The organism is Clostridium sp. TJA085 (genome assembly GCF_058310235.1).
This window is the reverse complement of the sequence record NZ_JBZEEZ010000002.1, coordinates 350278-367008: the sequence shown is the minus strand read 5'-3', so window position 1 is coordinate 367008 and position 16731 is coordinate 350278. Positions and strand designations below refer to the sequence as shown.

Annotated in this window: 17 protein-coding genes; 15 read left to right on the top strand and 2 right to left on the bottom strand. The window is 25.8% G+C overall.

Annotated elements, in window-relative coordinates; translation table 11 throughout:
• Positions 1-48: 48 nt before the first annotated feature.
• The 8 genes from AC4FQW_RS08935 (at position 49) to pfkA (ending at position 8743) form a co-directional block, all read left to right on the top strand.
• Positions 49-1464, top strand: coding sequence for an MFS transporter (locus AC4FQW_RS08935; protein WP_303127960.1), 1416 nt, complete (start codon positions 49-51; stop codon positions 1462-1464).
• A 116-nt stretch (positions 1465-1580) separates the two neighbouring features.
• Complete coding sequence (htpG, locus tag AC4FQW_RS08930) at positions 1581-3452, top strand: molecular chaperone HtpG (RefSeq protein ID WP_491148624.1); 1872 nt, start codon at positions 1581-1583, stop codon at positions 3450-3452.
• A gap of 246 nt (positions 3453-3698) precedes the next feature.
• Complete coding sequence (locus tag AC4FQW_RS08925) at positions 3699-3986, top strand: zinc-ribbon domain-containing protein (RefSeq protein ID WP_491148623.1); 288 nt, start codon at positions 3699-3701, stop codon at positions 3984-3986.
• 5 nt (positions 3987-3991) lie between these two features.
• Positions 3992-4351 (top strand): DUF2085 domain-containing protein, encoded by a 360-nt coding sequence (locus tag AC4FQW_RS08920; protein WP_303127954.1) that lies wholly within the window; start codon positions 3992-3994, stop codon positions 4349-4351.
• Positions 4352-4567: 216 nt separating this feature from the next.
• Positions 4568-4936 (top strand): MerR family transcriptional regulator, encoded by a 369-nt coding sequence (locus AC4FQW_RS08915; RefSeq protein ID WP_303127952.1) that lies wholly within the window; start codon positions 4568-4570, stop codon positions 4934-4936.
• Between the two features lie 44 nt (positions 4937-4980).
• Positions 4981-6138, top strand: a complete 1158-nt coding sequence (locus AC4FQW_RS08910; protein WP_491148620.1) for an iron-containing alcohol dehydrogenase — start codon at positions 4981-4983, stop codon at positions 6136-6138.
• 319 nt (positions 6139-6457) lie between these two features.
• A complete protein-coding gene (locus AC4FQW_RS08905) occupies positions 6458-7612 on the top strand; it encodes an iron-containing alcohol dehydrogenase (protein WP_491148618.1) in 1155 nt (384 codons plus the stop codon).
• 180 nt (positions 7613-7792) lie between these two features.
• The gene (pfkA, locus tag AC4FQW_RS08900) at positions 7793-8743 is read left to right on the top strand and encodes a 6-phosphofructokinase (RefSeq protein WP_303127940.1); all 951 of its coding nucleotides are present in this window, start codon (positions 7793-7795) and stop codon (positions 8741-8743) included.
• 56 nt (positions 8744-8799) lie between these two features.
• On the opposite strand, the gene AC4FQW_RS08895 is transcribed toward pfkA, so the two are convergent.
• Entirely contained in the window at positions 8800-9087 is a 288-nt protein-coding gene (locus AC4FQW_RS08895) for a phage holin family protein (RefSeq protein ID WP_491148617.1), read from the bottom strand.
• A 368-nt stretch (positions 9088-9455) separates the two neighbouring features.
• Between AC4FQW_RS08895 and AC4FQW_RS08890 the strand changes: the two genes are divergently transcribed.
• Genes AC4FQW_RS08890 through queF form a run of 5 tightly spaced genes read left to right on the top strand, consistent with a single transcriptional unit; the run spans position 9456 to position 12357 of the window.
• Complete coding sequence (locus AC4FQW_RS08890) at positions 9456-9917, top strand: 6-carboxytetrahydropterin synthase (RefSeq protein ID WP_303127936.1); 462 nt, start codon at positions 9456-9458, stop codon at positions 9915-9917.
• On the top strand, positions 9917-10573 hold the full coding sequence (locus AC4FQW_RS08885) for a radical SAM protein (protein WP_303127933.1): 657 nt from the start codon (positions 9917-9919) through the stop codon (positions 10571-10573). Before AC4FQW_RS08890 ends, AC4FQW_RS08885 begins: the two co-directional genes overlap by 1 nt.
• A 4-nt stretch (positions 10574-10577) precedes the next feature.
• Positions 10578-11186 carry a GTP cyclohydrolase I FolE gene (gene folE / locus AC4FQW_RS08880; protein WP_303127929.1) on the top strand — a complete coding sequence of 203 codons (609 nt, stop codon included), beginning with the start codon at positions 10578-10580 and terminating at the stop codon, positions 11184-11186.
• 2 nt (positions 11187-11188) lie between these two features.
• Positions 11189-11845: a 7-cyano-7-deazaguanine synthase QueC gene (queC, locus tag AC4FQW_RS08875; protein WP_491148615.1), complete on the top strand. Its 657-nt coding sequence runs from the start codon at positions 11189-11191 to the stop codon at positions 11843-11845.
• Positions 11846-11862: 17 nt separating this feature from the next.
• On the top strand, positions 11863-12357 hold the full coding sequence (gene queF, locus AC4FQW_RS08870; RefSeq protein WP_491148613.1) for a preQ(1) synthase: 495 nt from the start codon (positions 11863-11865) through the stop codon (positions 12355-12357).
• A 109-nt stretch (positions 12358-12466) separates the two neighbouring features.
• Here the strand turns inward: queF and AC4FQW_RS08865 are convergent, their stop codons facing one another.
• A complete protein-coding gene (locus AC4FQW_RS08865; protein ID WP_303127923.1) occupies positions 12467-13231 on the bottom strand; it encodes a DeoR/GlpR family DNA-binding transcription regulator in 765 nt (254 codons plus the stop codon).
• A 150-nt stretch (positions 13232-13381) separates the two neighbouring features.
• On the opposite strand from AC4FQW_RS08865, the gene AC4FQW_RS08860 reads away from it, so the two are divergent.
• A complete protein-coding gene (locus AC4FQW_RS08860; protein WP_491148611.1) occupies positions 13382-14284 on the top strand; it encodes a glycyl-radical enzyme activating protein in 903 nt (300 codons plus the stop codon).
• A 15-nt stretch (positions 14285-14299) separates the two neighbouring features.
• Positions 14300-16705, top strand: coding sequence for a glycyl radical protein (locus AC4FQW_RS08855; RefSeq protein WP_491148610.1), 2406 nt, complete (start codon positions 14300-14302; stop codon positions 16703-16705).
• Positions 16706-16731 lie beyond the last annotated feature (26 nt).

Here is a 16731-nt window from a genome sequence, read left to right as displayed (position 1 = left end):
ACTTCTATAATTAAATCAAAATTATTTTATTATAAGGAGTAAAATTCTATGGGTAATATAGATAATGAAGTTTCTGAAAGTAGAAAATCAAAAATATTAATGTGTGTTGTTATAATGACATTTATGTCATGTATTGATGGAAGTATAGTAAATGTTGCACTTCCACTTATAGCACGTGATTTAAATGTAACAATGGCTCAGGTTGAGTGGGTAGTTACAAGCTATCTTTTAATAATTTCAGTATTAGTTTTATTAAATGGAAGAATAGGAGATATAAAGGGTAAAAATAAAGTTTTTAAGTTTGGAATTTTAGTATTTACTATTGGATCTATTTGTAGTGGATTTTCAAAAAATTTAGTATTACTTATTGTTTCAAGAGTTATACAAGGTATTGGAGCATCTTGTACAATGGCAGTTAATATGGGAATAATAACTGGTATATATAAGGAAGGGGAAGGTAGAGGAAAAGCTCTTGGAATATCTGCAAGTGCAGTTGCTTTGGGAACAATGATAGGTCCATCAATTGGAGGTATACTTGCATCAATTAGATGGGATCTTATATTTTGGATTAATGTACCTATTGGAATAATAAATTTAATATTAGCCAACAAGGTTTTAGAAAAAGATAATATTAAAATTGAAGAGAAAATTGATGTTAGAGGAACAATTGCTTTTGGATTTTTTATAGTTTCACTTATATTGTCAGTAACTAAAGGTGAGTTTGTAGGATATACAAATAAATATATATTATTTGGATTTTTAATTTCAATAATAGGGCTTATTATATTTTTATATTTACAAAAAACAGTTAAGTCACCAGTACTAGATTTAAAATTATTTAAAAATAAATTATTTTCAACAAGTATATTATGTAACTTCTTAACTTTTATAGGACTAAGTTCAGTAACAATAATATTACCATTTTATTTGCAAGATGTACTTAAAATGTCAACTTTACATGCGGGATTTTTTCTTATGATATATCCATTAGTATTAGGAATAGTTTCACCATATAGTGGTAAGCTTTCTGATAAGTTAAATTCAAAATATATAGCCACTATTGGTTGTTTAATATTATCAATAGGATTAATTCTTTTAGGTACAGTAAAAGAAAATACATCTTTATTTCAAGTTGCTATTTATAGCGGAATAATGGGACTTGGTAATGGTTTATTTAAATCACCTAATAATGGACTTGTTATGAAGGAAATTAAAAAAAGTCAACTTGGGATAGCAGGAAGTGTTAATGCATTACTTAGAAATGTTGGCATGGTGTTTGGTATAACTCTTTCAACAACTCTTTTATATAATAGAATGAGTCATATTATTGGTTATGAAGTTTCAAATTATGTACCAGGAAGAAATGATGTATTTATTTATGCAATGGATATTGTATTTTTAACTACAGGCTTTATATGTGTATTAGCAACAATATTAAGTATAATAAGGTCAAAAAAGTATTAAGGAAAATTAATATTGACATAAATTTCAAATAGTGATATATATAAATTATGCATTAGCACTCAAGTTATAAGAGTGCTAATAAAAATATCTTTTGAATTTGAAGGGAGAGATTTAAATTGGAAAAAAGACAATTTAAAGCAGAATCAAAAAGATTATTAGATATAGTAATTAATTCGATTTATACTAACAGAGAAATATTTTTAAGAGAATTAATTTCAAATGCAAGTGATGCAATAGATAAAATTTATTATAAAACATTAGGTGATAATTCATTATCATTTAATAAAGATGATTATTTTATAAAAATAGTCCCAGACAAAGAAAATAGAACTCTTACTATATCTGATACTGGTATAGGAATGACAAAAGAAGAATTAGATGAAAATCTTGGTGTTATTGCAAAGAGTGGTTCACTTAAATTTAAAGAAGAAAATGATTTAAAAGATGGATTTGATATAATAGGACAATTTGGTGTTGGATTTTATTCAGCATTTTTAGTTGCGGATAAGGTTACTGTTATAACAAAAGCTTTTGGTGAAGAAAAAGCTTATAGATGGGAATCAGACGGAGTAGATGGATATACAATAGAAGATTCAGAAAAAGAAAGTCATGGAACAGATATAATTCTTCATTTAAAAGAAAATACAGAAGATGAAAATTTTGATGAGTTTTTAGATGAGTATAAATTAAGATCTTTAATTAAGAAGTATTCAGATTTTATAAGATATCCAATAAAGCTTGATGTTACAAAATCAAAGCTTAAAGAAGGAACAGAAAATGAATATGAAGAATACAAAGAAGAAGAAACAATAAATAGTATGGTTCCTATTTGGAGAAGAAATAAAAATGAACTTACAGATGAAGATTACAACAATTTTTATTTTGAAAAAAGATTTGGATTTGATAAACCATTAAAACATATTCATATAAGTGTTGATGGTATGATAAGTTATAATGCAATACTTTATATTCCAGAAAATATGCCATATGATTATTACACAAAAGAATATGAAAAAGGATTAGAGTTATATTCAAATGGTGTATTAATAATGGAAAAATGTTCTGATTTATTACCAGATTATTTTGGATTTGTAAAAGGTATAGTTGATTCACAAGATTTATCACTTAATATATCAAGAGAATTACTTCAACATGATAGACAATTAAGACGTATTGCTAAAAATATTAAAAATAAAATTAAAAATGAATTAGAAAATATGCTTAAGAATGATAGAGAATCTTATGAAAAATTCTATAAATCATTTGGAAGACAATTAAAATATGGTGTTTATGATGAGTTTGGAGCAAATAAGGATACATTAAAAGATTTATTAATGTTCTATTCATCAAAAGAAAAGAAAATGGTAACATTAGCTGAATATTTAGATAGAATGTCAGAAGATCAAAAATATATTTACTATGCAGTTGGTGAATCAAATGAAAGAATAGAAAAAATGCCACAAACAGAAATGGTATTAGATAAAGGATATGAAATTCTTTATTTCACTGAGGATATAGATGAATTTGCAATTAAGATGCTTATGAACTATAACGAAAAAGAATTTAAGTCAGTATCAAGTGGAGATTTAGGAATAGAATCAGAAAAAGATAATGAAAAGGCAAATGAAGAAAATAAAGATATATTTGAAGCTATGAAAGAAACTTTAAATGGAAAAATAAAAGAAGTTAAAGCTTCAAGTAGACTTAAAAATTATCCAGTATGTTTATCAAGTGAAGGTGAACTTTCAATAGAGATGGAAAAAATATTAAGTCAAATGCCAAATAATGGTGAAGTTAAAGCTGATAAGATATTAGAAGTAAATACAGATCATGAAGTATTTTCTTCATTAAAATATGCTTTTTCAAATGATAAAGAGAAGTTTAATCTTTATACAAATCTTTTATATAATCAAGCATTACTTGTAGAAGGATTAAGCATCCAAGATCCAGTAGAATTTACAAATGATATATGTAAATTAATGAAATAGTTTGAATGAAATAGACTGTCTAAAAATTAGACAGTCTATTTTATTTATTTTAAGTTTGTATAGCAAAGGTAATAAAAAATATACATTAAAACTACTTTAATATAACTTTAATAATACAATTATTAATTTTATTTATTAAAGTTATATTAATAAAGTTAATAAAAGGTAAAAATTACTAACAACTACTAAAAAGTATTAAATTTGATATTATAATTAAATAGACTTTTTTATATTAGGGGGAAAATTATGTACTGTAAGAATTGTGGTAAGGAAATCGATGATAATGCTTATGTATGTGTACACTGTGGAGTAAAAGTTAATAATGAGGATGATAAAAAAATTGATAATCCTTCAAACTTAGCAGGAGCAGTTTCTTGTTGTTTTCCAATTGTAGGATTAATATTATATTTTTTATGGAAGGATGAGAAGCCAAATTCAGCAAAACTTATTTGTAAATGGATGATAGGTGGAATAATTGTTTGGGTAATAATTTATATTTTATTCTTTATGCTTGGAATAGCAAGTGAGTTATAATACATATGGAAAAAATACTTCATTATATGTTTTTTTGTCATAGACTACCGGAAAGATCATTTTTTTTCAAAGGTAAGCAGTTTCCAATATGTGCAAGATGTACGGGAATACTTTTAGGATATTTAATAGGAATTATATATTTGATTATAGTTGGTAAAAGTAATTTTGCTATTATAGTATTATTAATAACTCCTCTTTTAATTGATGGAGTAGGACAGCTAAAAGGAAAATGGATAAGCAATAATTTTAGAAGACTAATTACGGGAATATTTGCAGGTATAGCAACTATACTTTTTTTAAAATTTTCAGCAGAATTAGGATTAAATAGCGGTAGATATATAAGTAAATTTATATTGAATAAATAGAGAAAAGGAGAGTATTGATTATTTCAGTACTCTCCTTTCTTGTTTAACAATTATATTCTAATTTTAGTTTATTTATATTATTTTTTATTTAGAAATGAATTGGTATTTTTACTAATTAAAAAAATGTTAATACATAAACTTATTGACTTAGAGTAAACTCTAAGTAATACAATATAATTTATAAAAATTATGCAATATAAAAATTGGAGTATAAAGATGGAATATACTATAGGACAAATTTCAAAAATAACAGGATTAAGTGAGTATACTATAAGATTTTATGAAAAAGAAAAGCTAATACCAAATATAAAAAGAAATAAAAATGGAATCAGAATATTTAGTGAAGAAGATTTAAACTGGGTAAACATAGTAAAGTGTTTTAGAGATACAAATATGTCAATTGATGATATAAAAAATGTAGTAGCTCTTTATGAAGAAGGAGACCATACATTAGAAGAAAGAAAAAAACTTATAGAAAAGCATAGAGAAAAGATAGAGAATCAAATAAAAGAATTAAGAGAATATTTAAATAGAATTGATGCTAAATTAAATATGTATGAAGGAAAAATAAAGGATAGACATTAAAATATTTATATAGATTTTAAATAAAATATAAAGGAGGAAAAGTTATGAATAACTTTGATTTTTATAATCCAACTCATATAGTATTTGGAAAAGATAGAATAAAGGATATAAATAATCTTGTACCAACAGATTCAAGAGTATTAATTCTTTATGGTGGTGGAAGCGTTAAAAAATTTGGAACATTAGATAAAGTAAAAGAAGCTTTAGGAGATAGAATTGTATTTGAATTTTCAGGAATTGAACCAAATCCAAAATATGAAACATTAATAAAGGCAGTAGATTTAATTAAGAAAGAAAAGATAGATTTTTTACTTGCAGTAGGTGGAGGCTCTGTTATAGATGGAACTAAGTTTATATCATTAGCATCACATTATGATGGAAATTTGACTGATTTATTAATACCAAACTTTACTTTAGAAAATATAAAAGTAGCACTTCCAATAGGAGTTGTATTAACATTACCTGCAACAGGTTCAGAGATGAATAGTGGTGCTGTTATAACATATGATAAGGGAAAATATAGTGTTTATAGTCCTTTAGTATTTCCAAAGTTCTCAGTATTAGAACCAGAAATAACATTTACTTTACCAAAAACTCAAGTTGCAAATGGTGTTATTGACACATATGTTCATGTTCTTGAACAATATTTAACATATCCAGTTGATGCAAAATTTCAAGATAGAATGGCTGAGGGGATACTTTTAAGCTTAATTGAAATAGGAAGAAAAACTATTGATGAACCAGAAAATTATGACTTAAGGGCAAATCTTATGCTATGCGCAACTATGGCATTAAATGGATTGCTTAAGATGGGAGTTCCAGGAGATTGGAGTACTCATAAGATTGGTCATGCACTTACTGCTTTATTTGAAATTGACCATGCAAAAACTTTAGCAGTAGTTTTACCAGCATTATGGACTGTAAGAAAAGATAAAAAGAAAGCAAAATTAGTACAATATGCAGAAAGAATATTTAATATTACAGAAGGTAATGATGATTATAAAGCTGATATGGCTATACAAAAAACAAGAGAGTTTTTTGAAAGTCTTAATATAACTACTAAACTTTCAAATTATAATATAAATAAGGAACAAATTGAATTAGTAGTTGATTCATTAAAGAAACAAGGACTAACTAATTTATCAGAAACAGGAGATTTAACACCTGATATAGTAAGAGAAATATTAATAGAAGCGTTATAAAAAATAAAAACCAATTAATGATAAATTAATTGGTTTTTTATTTAAGGTTTAATGAGATATCTTTAATATAATAATTCTGTTTTATTTATGTTAACTATAAGTTTTTCTTAATATTATAAATATTTCATTAGTTTATAGTAAACTTTAATTAATAGAATTATTTATATGTTTTATTTACTTATCAATAATAATTAAATTTAAATGTATTTAAGGTATTATTAATTACTGGTTTAAAGAATTTGTATGCTAATATATAAAATGCAAAAATATAAATTTTATTTTAGAAACTTAAATTTTATGTATGAAAGGAATGAGGAGTATGAATAATTTTGATTTTTACAATCCAACTCATATAGTATTTGGAAAGGATAGAATAAAGGAGCTAAGTAGTCTTGTACCAAATGATTCAAGAGTATTAATTCTTTATGGTGGTGGAAGTGTTAAAAGGTTTGGAACTTTAGAAAGGGTAAAAGAAGCTTTAGGAGATAGAAGTGTATTTGAGTTTTCAGGAATTGAACCAAATCCAAAATATGAAACATTAATAAAGGCAGTAGATTTAATTAAGAAAGAAAAAATAGATTTTTTACTTGCTGTAGGTGGAGGTTCTGTTATTGATGGAACTAAGTTTATATCATTAGCTTGCAATTATGATGGAGATTTAACTGATGTTTTATTAAGGGAAGTATCAGGAAAAATCAAAAAAGCTTTACCTATAGGAGTTGTACTAACTTTACCAGCAACAGGCTCAGAAATGAATAGTGGTGGAGTTATAACATATGATAAAGGAAAATTTGTAATTGGAAATCCTTTAGTTTTCCCTAAGTTTTCAATATTAGAGCCTGAAATAACATTTACTTTACCAAAAACTCAAGTTGCAAATGGGGTAGTTGATACATTTATTCATGTTGTTGAACAATATGTAACATATCCAGTTGATGCAAGATTTCAAGATAGAACAGCAGAAGGAATACTTAAAACTTTAATTGAAATCGGTAAAGATACAATTGAAAATCCAAATGATTATGATTTAAGAGCAAATCTTGTTTTATGTGCAACAATGGGACTAAATGGTTTAATAGCTATGGGGGTTCCAGAAGATTGGAGCACTCATATGATAGGACATGAACTTACAGCTTTATATGGAATAGATCATGGGAAAACTTTAGCAATAGTTCAACCAGCATCATGGAGTGTAAGAAAGAAGGAAAAGAAGGAAAAGTTATTGCAGTATGCAGATCGTGTATTTAACATAAAAGATGGGGATGAAGATAGTAGAATTGAAATGGCTATAAGTAAGACAAAAGAATTTTTTGAAAGTTTAGGAGTTAAAACAAAGCTTTCAGATTATGGTTTAGATGAAAAAAATATTGATGAAGTAATAAATTCATTACAAAAACATGGACTTACAAACTTAGGGGAAAATGGAGATGTAACATTAGAAGTATCAAGAGAAATATTAAATAAAGCTTTATAAATTTTTATTGTAAGGTTAATTTAATTAAATTGAAGAAATATCATATTAAGGTTTTAAAAATGAAAAATTTTTATAAATTTACCGGTTAACTATTTATAATTTTGCAAAAAAGTATTATTATAATAATATAGGTGTATACAATTACATTAGCAAAATTATGGATATACAGAGGAGAAATTTATGAAGATTGGAATTTTAACAAGTGGTGGAGATGCTCCAGGAATGAATGCAGTTATTCGTGCTATAGTAAAGGTTTCTAATAACTATGGTATTGAGACTTTTGGAATAAAGAGAGGTTATACAGGTCTTTTAAATGAAGAAATTAAAAAGATTGGTGAATTTGATGTAGATTATATTTCAGAAGCAGGAGGAACTATACTAAAAACATCTAGATGTCCAGAATTTACGACAGTAGAAGGAAGAATGAAAGCAATAGAAAATTTAAAAAAATATAATATAGATGCTGTAATTGTAATTGGTGGAGATGGTTCTTTTCAAGGAGCAAATAAATTACATGAATTAGGTGTAAAGGTTATTGGAATTCCTGGAACTATCGATAATGATTTAGAGTATACAGATTATTGTATTGGTTTTGATACAACTTTAAATACAGTATTAGAATGTATAAGTAAGATAAAAGATACAGATGCATCACATGAAAAGCCAACAATAGTTGAGGTTATGGGGAGATACTGTGGAGATTTAGCTCTATATTCAGCAATGGCTGGTGGTGGCGATATAATATCAACACCAGAGAGAAAATTAAGTTTTGAAGAAATTGCACAAAAGCTTAAAAAGAATATAGAAAAAGGAAAGCAAGACAGTATTATAATAATAACTGAAAGAATGTATAATATAGAAGATCTTCAAAGATATTTAGAAGAAACATTAAATATTGGAGTAAGAAACACAGTTTTAGGCTTTATACAAAGAGGTGGAAATCCATCTGCTTTTGATAGAGTTTTAGCATCAAGAATGGGTATTCATGCTGTAGAGCTTCTTAGAAAAAATGAATCTGGAAAAGCAGTAGGAATTCAAGACAATAATATGATAAGTGTTGATATATGTGATGTAAATAAGAAAAGAGACATAAAGGAAAGCAAGTACAATCTTATGGAATTGCTTTTATAAGATAAATATAGATTTAGTTTACGCATAAAATAAAAAGGACATTTTTAATGTCCTTTTTATTTTTTATTATTTTCACTATTGGTATAATTAGATTCATTTATAAGGTTTTTAAACATTTGATGGACTCCTGTACTTGCAAGTCCAGAAAACATACCAGCAAGAATTATATCTAAAGTAATTGATTTGTTTATAAAGATATTTAATGATAAACCAAGTATTAGCATAATTAATGGGATATATTTATTAGGAATAAAATCTAAGCTACTTTTAATTAAATAGCCAATGCATAAACAAATTCCAACTATAGTAGGAATGCAATAATTTTGCAAAAAACCTAAATCCATATTTAAGCCTCCATGTTTTAGAATTAATATATATTATTTAAAATATTTTAAATTTGATATAAAACAATTTGGGTTGATTATAATAAATTTTTGAATTAAAATTATATTATGGCAAAAATAACTTAATAAGACAGTTCGAAACCATCCTGTCTATAAACAAAACTAGGATTATAATATATTATATATATATTTTATTTGTTTATTAGGGCAGTTTATGCCCTTTTTTTTATGCAAAAAATATTAAATTAATTATATGACTATAATTATTGAAATGTTTTAGTTTATAAAATGAATTTTATAATGTATTAATAAAATACAGATTTAGAAATGTCTTATTTAGTTAAATAATTAAATAAGGAGAAAATTTTATGAGTTATTTTTTAGAAGGAGAAGAAAGTTTTGATTCAAGTCATTTTTTAAAAGGACATTCTGGTAAATGTAAAAATTTACATGGGCATCGTTGGAGGGTAAAGTATGGACTAAAAGCAGAAAATCTAATAGAGAGTGGTAGCTCTAAAGGAATGATAATAGATTTTTCTGATATTAAAAATATAATAAAAGAGTATTTTAAAAATTATGATCATGCTTTAATTTTTACTGATGAAAATGTAACAAATGAAGAAAGAATTTTTATAGATGCATGTAGAAGGATGAATTTTAAAATAGTTAATATTTCTGTTAGATCAACAGCAGAAAATATGTGTAAATTATTTTTTTGTGAACTTGAAAATGAGCTTTCAAAAGTAATTAAAAATAAAAATTTTAAAATTGATTATATAACTGTATATGAAACACCAAATAATAAAGCAACATATAGGGAGTGTAATTAATGAAAGTAGTTGAAATTTTTCAAAGTATAGATGGAGAAGCAAATAGAGCTGGTTTTATCACTAATTTTATAAGACTTTCTGAATGTAATTTAAGATGTTCATATTGTGATACTTGTTATGCACAAAATGAATCAGATGGTGTAGAAATGAATGTAAATGAGATTTTAAATAAGCTTGATTTTAATATAAAAAATGTAACATTAACAGGTGGAGAGCCACTTTTACATAAAGAAAATGTTAGTTGCTTATTAAAAAAATTAATAGAAAATGGATTTAATGTAAGTGTAGAAACTAATGGTTCTATAAATATTAAGGAGTATATAGAAGAATTTCCAACTGTATCTTATATAGTTGATTACAAAAGCCCTTCAAGTAATATGGAAAATAAAATGATATTAGAAAATTTTGAGGTTGTAAGAAATATAGATTGTGTAAAATTTGTTGTTTCTAATTTAGAAGATTTAAAAACTATGGAAAAAGTATATAAGGAAAAAAATTTAGAAGATAGAAATATTAATGTATTTGTTAGTGCAGTATTTAATGAAATTAATCTTGAAGATATAGTGAATTATTTGAAATTAAGAAAATTAAATGGAATAAGACTTCAATTACAAATGCATAAAATAATATGGAATCCTATGAAAAAGGGAGTTTAAGAAAATGAATATTTGGAATTCAAAGGAAAAGGAAGAAAGAGCAATAGAGTTAGTTAGAGAACTTTTAGAATTAATTGGAGAAAATCCAAATAGGGAGGGATTAATTGAAACTCCAAAAAGATATGTAAATATGTTAAAGGAAGTTTTAGAAGGTAATAATTATTCCAATAAAGAAATAGCAGAAATGTTTAATAAATGTTTTAATGAAAGTTTTGAAATATCAGATAGTGACGAAATGGTTATAGTTAAAGATATACCTATATTTAGTTATTGTGAACATCATTTAGCTTTAATGTATAACATGAAGGTTACAGTTGCATATATTCCTAATGGAAAAGTAATAGGACTTAGCAAAATAGCTAGAATTGCAGATATGGTAGGCAGAAGATTGCAACTTCAAGAAAAAATAGGTAAAGATATAGCAGAAATTATAGAAATTATAACTGAAAGTTCTGATATAGCAGTTATTATAGAAGGGGAACATTCCTGTATGACAACTAGAGGAATTAAAAAGAATGGATCATGTACTAAAACAAGTATTTATAAAGGAAAATTTAAAGAAAATATACTTTTAAGACAAGAGTTATTGTTAAATATGAAAGGTGGATTTTAGTAATGAATAAGGAAGAAGCAATAGTAGTTTTTAGTGGTGGACAAGATAGTACAACTTGTTTATTTTGGGCAAAGAAAAAATATAAAAATGTAATTGCAGTATCTTTTGACTATGGTCAAAGACATAACCTTGAACTTGAATGTGCAAAAAATATTTGTAAAAAGTATAATGTGGAACATTATATATTAGATTTAAATTTGTTAAATCAATTAGCTCCAAATTCATTAACTAGAGTAGATATAGAAGTTGATAAAGAGGTGAAGAAAGATACAGTTCCAAATAGCTTTGTAGATGGAAGAAACCTTTTGTTTCTAAGTTTTGTTGCAATATTTGCAAAGCAAAGAGGAATAAATAATATAATTACGGGTGTTTCACAAAGTGATTTTAGTGGTTATCCAGATTGTAGAGATATATTTATAAAATCATTAAATGTCACATTGAACTTATCAATGGACTATCAATTTGAAATAATAACACCACTTATGTGGATAGATAAAGCAGAAACTTGGAAATTAGCGGATGATTTAGGTGTTTTAGATATAGTTAAAAATGAAACTTTAACTTGTTATAACGGAATAATAGGAAATGGATGTGGTCATTGTCCATCATGTACATTAAGGAAAAATGGTTATATAAAGTTTAAAAATAAATTTAAATAATGGGGGGAGTTTTTATTATGCAAAATTTAAATAGAGAAAGTGAAGGATTAACACTACTTGGAAATAAAAATACAAATTATGAATTTTCATATACACCAGAGGTTTTAGAAGTTTTTGAAAATAAACATAAAGATAATGATTATTTTGTAAAGTTTAACTTTCCAGAGTTTACAAGTCTTTGCCCAATAACTGGACAACCTGACTTTGCAACAATATATATATCATATGTACCAAATATAAATATGGTAGAAAGTAAGTCTTTAAAATTATATTTATTTAGTTTTAGAAATCATGGAGATTTTCATGAAGATTGTATTAACATAATAATGAAAGATTTAATTAAAGTAATGGATCCTAAATATATAGAAGTTTGGGGAAAATTTACTCCAAGAGGCGGTATATCAATAGATCCTTATTGCAATTACGGTAAGAAAGGCACCAAATGGGACCAGGTTGCTTACAATAGATTAGTAAACCATGATCTTTATCCAGAAAAAATAGATAATAGATAATAGTGTATAAGGATATATTTAATTAAATATATCCTTATTAAATTTAAAAATAAAAATATATAGATAGTTTTAATAAAAAATAAACTTATATATTAAATAACTAAGTTATTTATATAATATTTATACTTAATTTATTTATAATTTTTAATATTTTACTATCAGGCGTATTTTCTGTAATTATATAATTTATATCAGATAGAGTTCCAAATTTATAAGTTCCATCAAAATTAAATTTTCTATTTTCTATTAGAAGATAAGTTTTATTTGATGCTTCAATTATTGCTTTCTTAGTGTTACCTTCTTCTAAATCAAAGTTATTTATACTTTTATCAAAAATGTTTATTCCACAACTTCCTATAAACGCTTTATTAAACCTATATTTAGAGATACCTTGTATAGCTTCAGAACCAACAACGCCTCCAAGTTTTTTGTTATACATACCGCCTATACAAATAACATCTATTTTAAGTTCAGGGTTATTAAAAAGAGAAGTTATTTCAACCATATTAGTAACTAATGTTATTTTTTTTGAACTTTTAGATAATAATTCAGCAAGTAAGTAGTTTGTACTTGATATATCTAAAAATATAGTATCATTATCTTTTATATTTTCAAAAGCTTTATTGGCTATAATTTTTTTTGTATCTATATTATTTATAAGTCTATTAGAAATATTTGTGCTTTCAGCTAAATTTCTTGGAAGTATAGCACCACCATAAGTTCTTTCAACCAAACCTTCCTTTTCAAGTTTATTTAAATCTTTTCTTATCATACTTTCTGTAACATTAAATTTATTACTTAAATCTTTAACTAAGACTTTATTATTTTTTTTAACTAATTCTAATATTTCATTAAGTCTTTCTTCCATAAACATTTTAATTCACCTCATTATTATTATATATAAAATGAGAATAAATGAAAACAAATAAGAATTGAATATATTGACATTAATAATTAATAACTATAAAATATAGATAAATGATAATAAATAAAATTAAATGATAATAAATGGGAGGTGATTTATGTGAACAAAGCTGTTGTGTGTGAAATAGAAAAATACGCTACACATGATGGTCCTGGAATTAGAACAGTAGTTTTTTTAAAAGGGTGTCCATTAAAATGTATATGGTGTGCAAATCCGGAAACTCAAAGAAAAGAAAATGATATTTATTATAACGAAAATAAGTGTGTAAAATGTAAAAGATGTATAAATTCATGCAATAATGATGCAATTATTTTTAAAAATAATAAAGTAGTAATAAACAGGAATAAGTGTATATTATGTGGCGAATGTATAAAAACATGTCTAATGTCTGCTTTAAATTTTGTAGGAAAAGAACGAGATGTAAAAGAAGTGTTTGATGAAGTTTATAAAGATAATATTTTTTATAAACAATCTGGTGGTGGAGTTACTATTTCGGGTGGGGAAGTTTTGATGAATAGTAAATTTGTATTAGAACTTCTAAATATGTGTAAGGAAAATTATATTAATACAGCTATAGAAACAAGTGGGTTTGGAGACTTTAATGATTTAAAGAATATAGCAAATCTTTGCGATACTGTTATGTTTGATATAAAAAGTACTGATGATAATATGCATAAGAAGTTTACTGGAGCAAGCAATAAAATTATATTAGATAATTTAAAAAAGTTAAGTAAAATTCATCATAATATAATTATTAGGATTCCTGTAATTACAGGTTTAAATGATAATGAAGAAAATATTTCAAAAACAGCAGATATAGCTATTGAAAACGATATAAAAGAAATTCATTTATTACCGTATCATTCATTAGGAAAAGACAAGTATAGACAACTTCAAAGAGATTATAAATTAAAAGAATTGAAGAACTTAAACGAAATTGACATAGAACATTTAAAAAATATTGTTCAAAATAAAGGCTTAAAATGTGTAATTGGTGGATAAGAGGAGGTTAAATTTATGAAAGTTTATGAGATTAGAAGTGAGAGAGTAAAGGCTTTAAGAGAATCAGTTTTATCACAAACACCTAGTGTTTGTATTGAAAGAGCTAGATATGTAACAGAGGCGTATAAGGAATATGAAAATGCTCCAGTTTATATAAAGAGAGCTAAGGCAGTTGAAAAAATATTAAAAAATATGACTATATACATTAAAGATGGAGAACTTATAGTTGGTAATCAGGCTTCGAATGAAAGAACTGCTCCAATTTTTCCTGAATATGCAGCAAAATGGATGGAAGATGAAATTAAAGAAAAAGGAAATTTTGATAAAAGGGAAGGAGATAACTTCCATCTTAATGAAGATGATATAGATGAATTATTAGAGATAGTAGATTATTGGAATGGAAAAACATTAAGAGATAAATGTTATGGAGAAATACCAAAAGAAATAGAAGATGCAATTTCAGTTAAAGTAATACATGGTGAAGGAAATATGACATCAGGAGATGGACATATAGTTCCAGATTTTGAAAAGGCACTTAATTTAGGATTAAAAGGTGTAATTGATGAAGCAAAGGAAAAACTTAAAAATGTAGATATAAGTGAAAATGATGGATTAAGAAAAAAAGCATTTTTAGATGGTGTAATTATAACTAATGAAGCAGTAATTAAATTTGCAAATAGATATGCAAATCTTGCTATGGAACTTGCTAAAAATGAAGATAACGAAAAAAGAAGACTTGAATTAATCAAAATCGCAGAAGTTTGTAGTTTTGTTCCAGAAAATCCACCAAGAAGTTTTTATGAGGCTGTGCAATTAGTTTGGTTTATTCATTTAGTAATTCAAATTGAAAGTAATGGACATTCTGCATCACTTGGAAGACTAGATCAATATTTATATAAATATTATAAAAATGATATTGAAAAAGGCATCATAACAAGAGATGAAGCAAAGGAAATATTACAGTGTTTATGGATAAAACTTTATTCAATATTAAAAGTTAGACCAACTTCACACTCAGGATATGGCGCTGGATATCCAACATATCAAAATGTAACTATTGGAGGCTCTAACTTTGATGGAAGTGATTGTGTTAATGAATTAAGCTATCTTATTTTGGAGAGTGTTGGAGAAGCAAAGCTTACTCAACCAAATCTTTCAGCAAGATTACATTCAAATAGTCCAGAAAAATTTATAAGAGAATGTGCAAATGTAATAAGAACAGGTTTTGGGATGCCTGCATTACATACAGATGAAATAATAGTACCTGCCCTTTTAAATAAAGGTGTAAATTATAAAGATGCATATAATTATACAATGGTTGGTTGTGTTGAAGTAGCAGTTCCAGGTAAATGGGGATATAGATGTACAGGAATGACATTTTTAAATATGATAAAAGCCTTGGAACTTACATTAAATGATGGTTTTGATAAGAGAACAGGAAAAACTCTTTTAACTGGAAATGGTAATCTTACAAACTTTAATACTTATAATGAACTTTGGGAAGCTTGGAATAAAAATATTAAATATTATACAAAACTTACAGTAGCTCTTGATAAACTTGCTGATACTCATATTGAAGAGTTTCCAGATATGTTATGTTCATCACTTGTAGATAATTGTATAGAAAGAGGCAAGAGTATAAAAGAAGGTGGCTCTGTATATGATTTTGTTTCAGGTCTTCAAGTTGGACTTGCAAATGTGGCAAATTCCTTAGCAGCATTAAAGAGTGTAGTATATGAAAATAAATATTTAAGTAAGGAAGAAGTTATGTATGCTTTAAGTAATAACTTTGAAGGAGAAAAAGGAAAAGTAATTCAAAAAATATTATTAGAAGCACCAAAGTATGGTAATGATATAGATTATGTAGATAATATAGCAAAAGAAGCTTATGATACTTATATTAATGAAATAGTAAAATATACTACAACAAGAAATGGAAAAGGCCCAATTGGTTGCAAATATGGTTTATCAACTTCTGGAATTTCATCAAATGTACCTATGGGAACAGTAACAGGAGCAACTCCAGATGGTAGGAAAGCATGGACTCCAGCAGCAGAGGGAGCATCACCAGTTCAAGGAACAGATATAAATGGACCAACCTCTGTATTAAAATCAATAACTAAACTTAAAACTATATTAATGACAGGTGGTCAATTATTAAATCAAAAGTTTTCACCGGAATTATTAAAGGGAGATGCTCAATTTGAAAAGTTTGTAGCTTTAATAAAATCTTTTGTAGCAATGAAGGGATGGCATATACAATTTAATATAATTTCAACTGAAACATTAAGAGCAGCACAAAAGGACCCAGAAAAATACAGAGATGTAATAGTTAGAGTTGCAGGGTATTGTGCACAGTTTGTTACATTAGATCCTACAACTCAAGAAGACATAATATCAAGAACAGAAGAAGCATTATAAATTTAATTAAATAAAAATATTTTAAA

What these genes read in the sequence shown, in the direction of transcription:
- AC4FQW_RS08915 (WP_303127952.1), top strand. Translation starts at nt 4,568, where the DNA reads ATGGAATATACTATAGGACAAATTTCAAAAATAACAGGATTAAGTGAG.
- AC4FQW_RS08910 (WP_491148620.1), top strand. Translation starts at nt 4,981, where the DNA reads ATGAATAACTTTGATTTTTATAATCCAACTCATATAGTATTTGGAAAA.
- AC4FQW_RS08920 (WP_303127954.1), top strand. Translation starts at nt 3,992, where the DNA reads ATGGAAAAAATACTTCATTATATGTTTTTTTGTCATAGACTACCGGAA.
- AC4FQW_RS08905 (WP_491148618.1), top strand. Translation starts at nt 6,458, where the DNA reads ATGAATAATTTTGATTTTTACAATCCAACTCATATAGTATTTGGAAAG.
- folE (WP_303127929.1), top strand. Translation starts at nt 10,578, where the DNA reads ATGAATATTTGGAATTCAAAGGAAAAGGAAGAAAGAGCAATAGAGTTA.
- pfkA (WP_303127940.1), top strand. Translation starts at nt 7,793, where the DNA reads ATGAAGATTGGAATTTTAACAAGTGGTGGAGATGCTCCAGGAATGAAT.
- queF (WP_491148613.1), top strand. Translation starts at nt 11,863, where the DNA reads ATGCAAAATTTAAATAGAGAAAGTGAAGGATTAACACTACTTGGAAAT.
- AC4FQW_RS08890 (WP_303127936.1), top strand. Translation starts at nt 9,456, where the DNA reads ATGAGTTATTTTTTAGAAGGAGAAGAAAGTTTTGATTCAAGTCATTTT.
- queC (WP_491148615.1), top strand. Translation starts at nt 11,189, where the DNA reads ATGAATAAGGAAGAAGCAATAGTAGTTTTTAGTGGTGGACAAGATAGT.
- AC4FQW_RS08885 (WP_303127933.1), top strand. Translation starts at nt 9,917, where the DNA reads ATGAAAGTAGTTGAAATTTTTCAAAGTATAGATGGAGAAGCAAATAGA.
- AC4FQW_RS08925 (WP_491148623.1), top strand. Translation starts at nt 3,699, where the DNA reads ATGTACTGTAAGAATTGTGGTAAGGAAATCGATGATAATGCTTATGTA.
- AC4FQW_RS08895 (WP_491148617.1), bottom strand. Translation starts at nt 9,087, where the DNA reads ATGGATTTAGGTTTTTTGCAAAATTATTGCATTCCTACTATAGTTGGA.
- AC4FQW_RS08865 (WP_303127923.1), bottom strand. Translation starts at nt 13,231, where the DNA reads ATGTTTATGGAAGAAAGACTTAATGAAATATTAGAATTAGTTAAAAAA.
- AC4FQW_RS08935 (WP_303127960.1), top strand. Translation starts at nt 49, where the DNA reads ATGGGTAATATAGATAATGAAGTTTCTGAAAGTAGAAAATCAAAAATA.
- AC4FQW_RS08855 (WP_491148610.1), top strand. Translation starts at nt 14,300, where the DNA reads ATGAAAGTTTATGAGATTAGAAGTGAGAGAGTAAAGGCTTTAAGAGAA.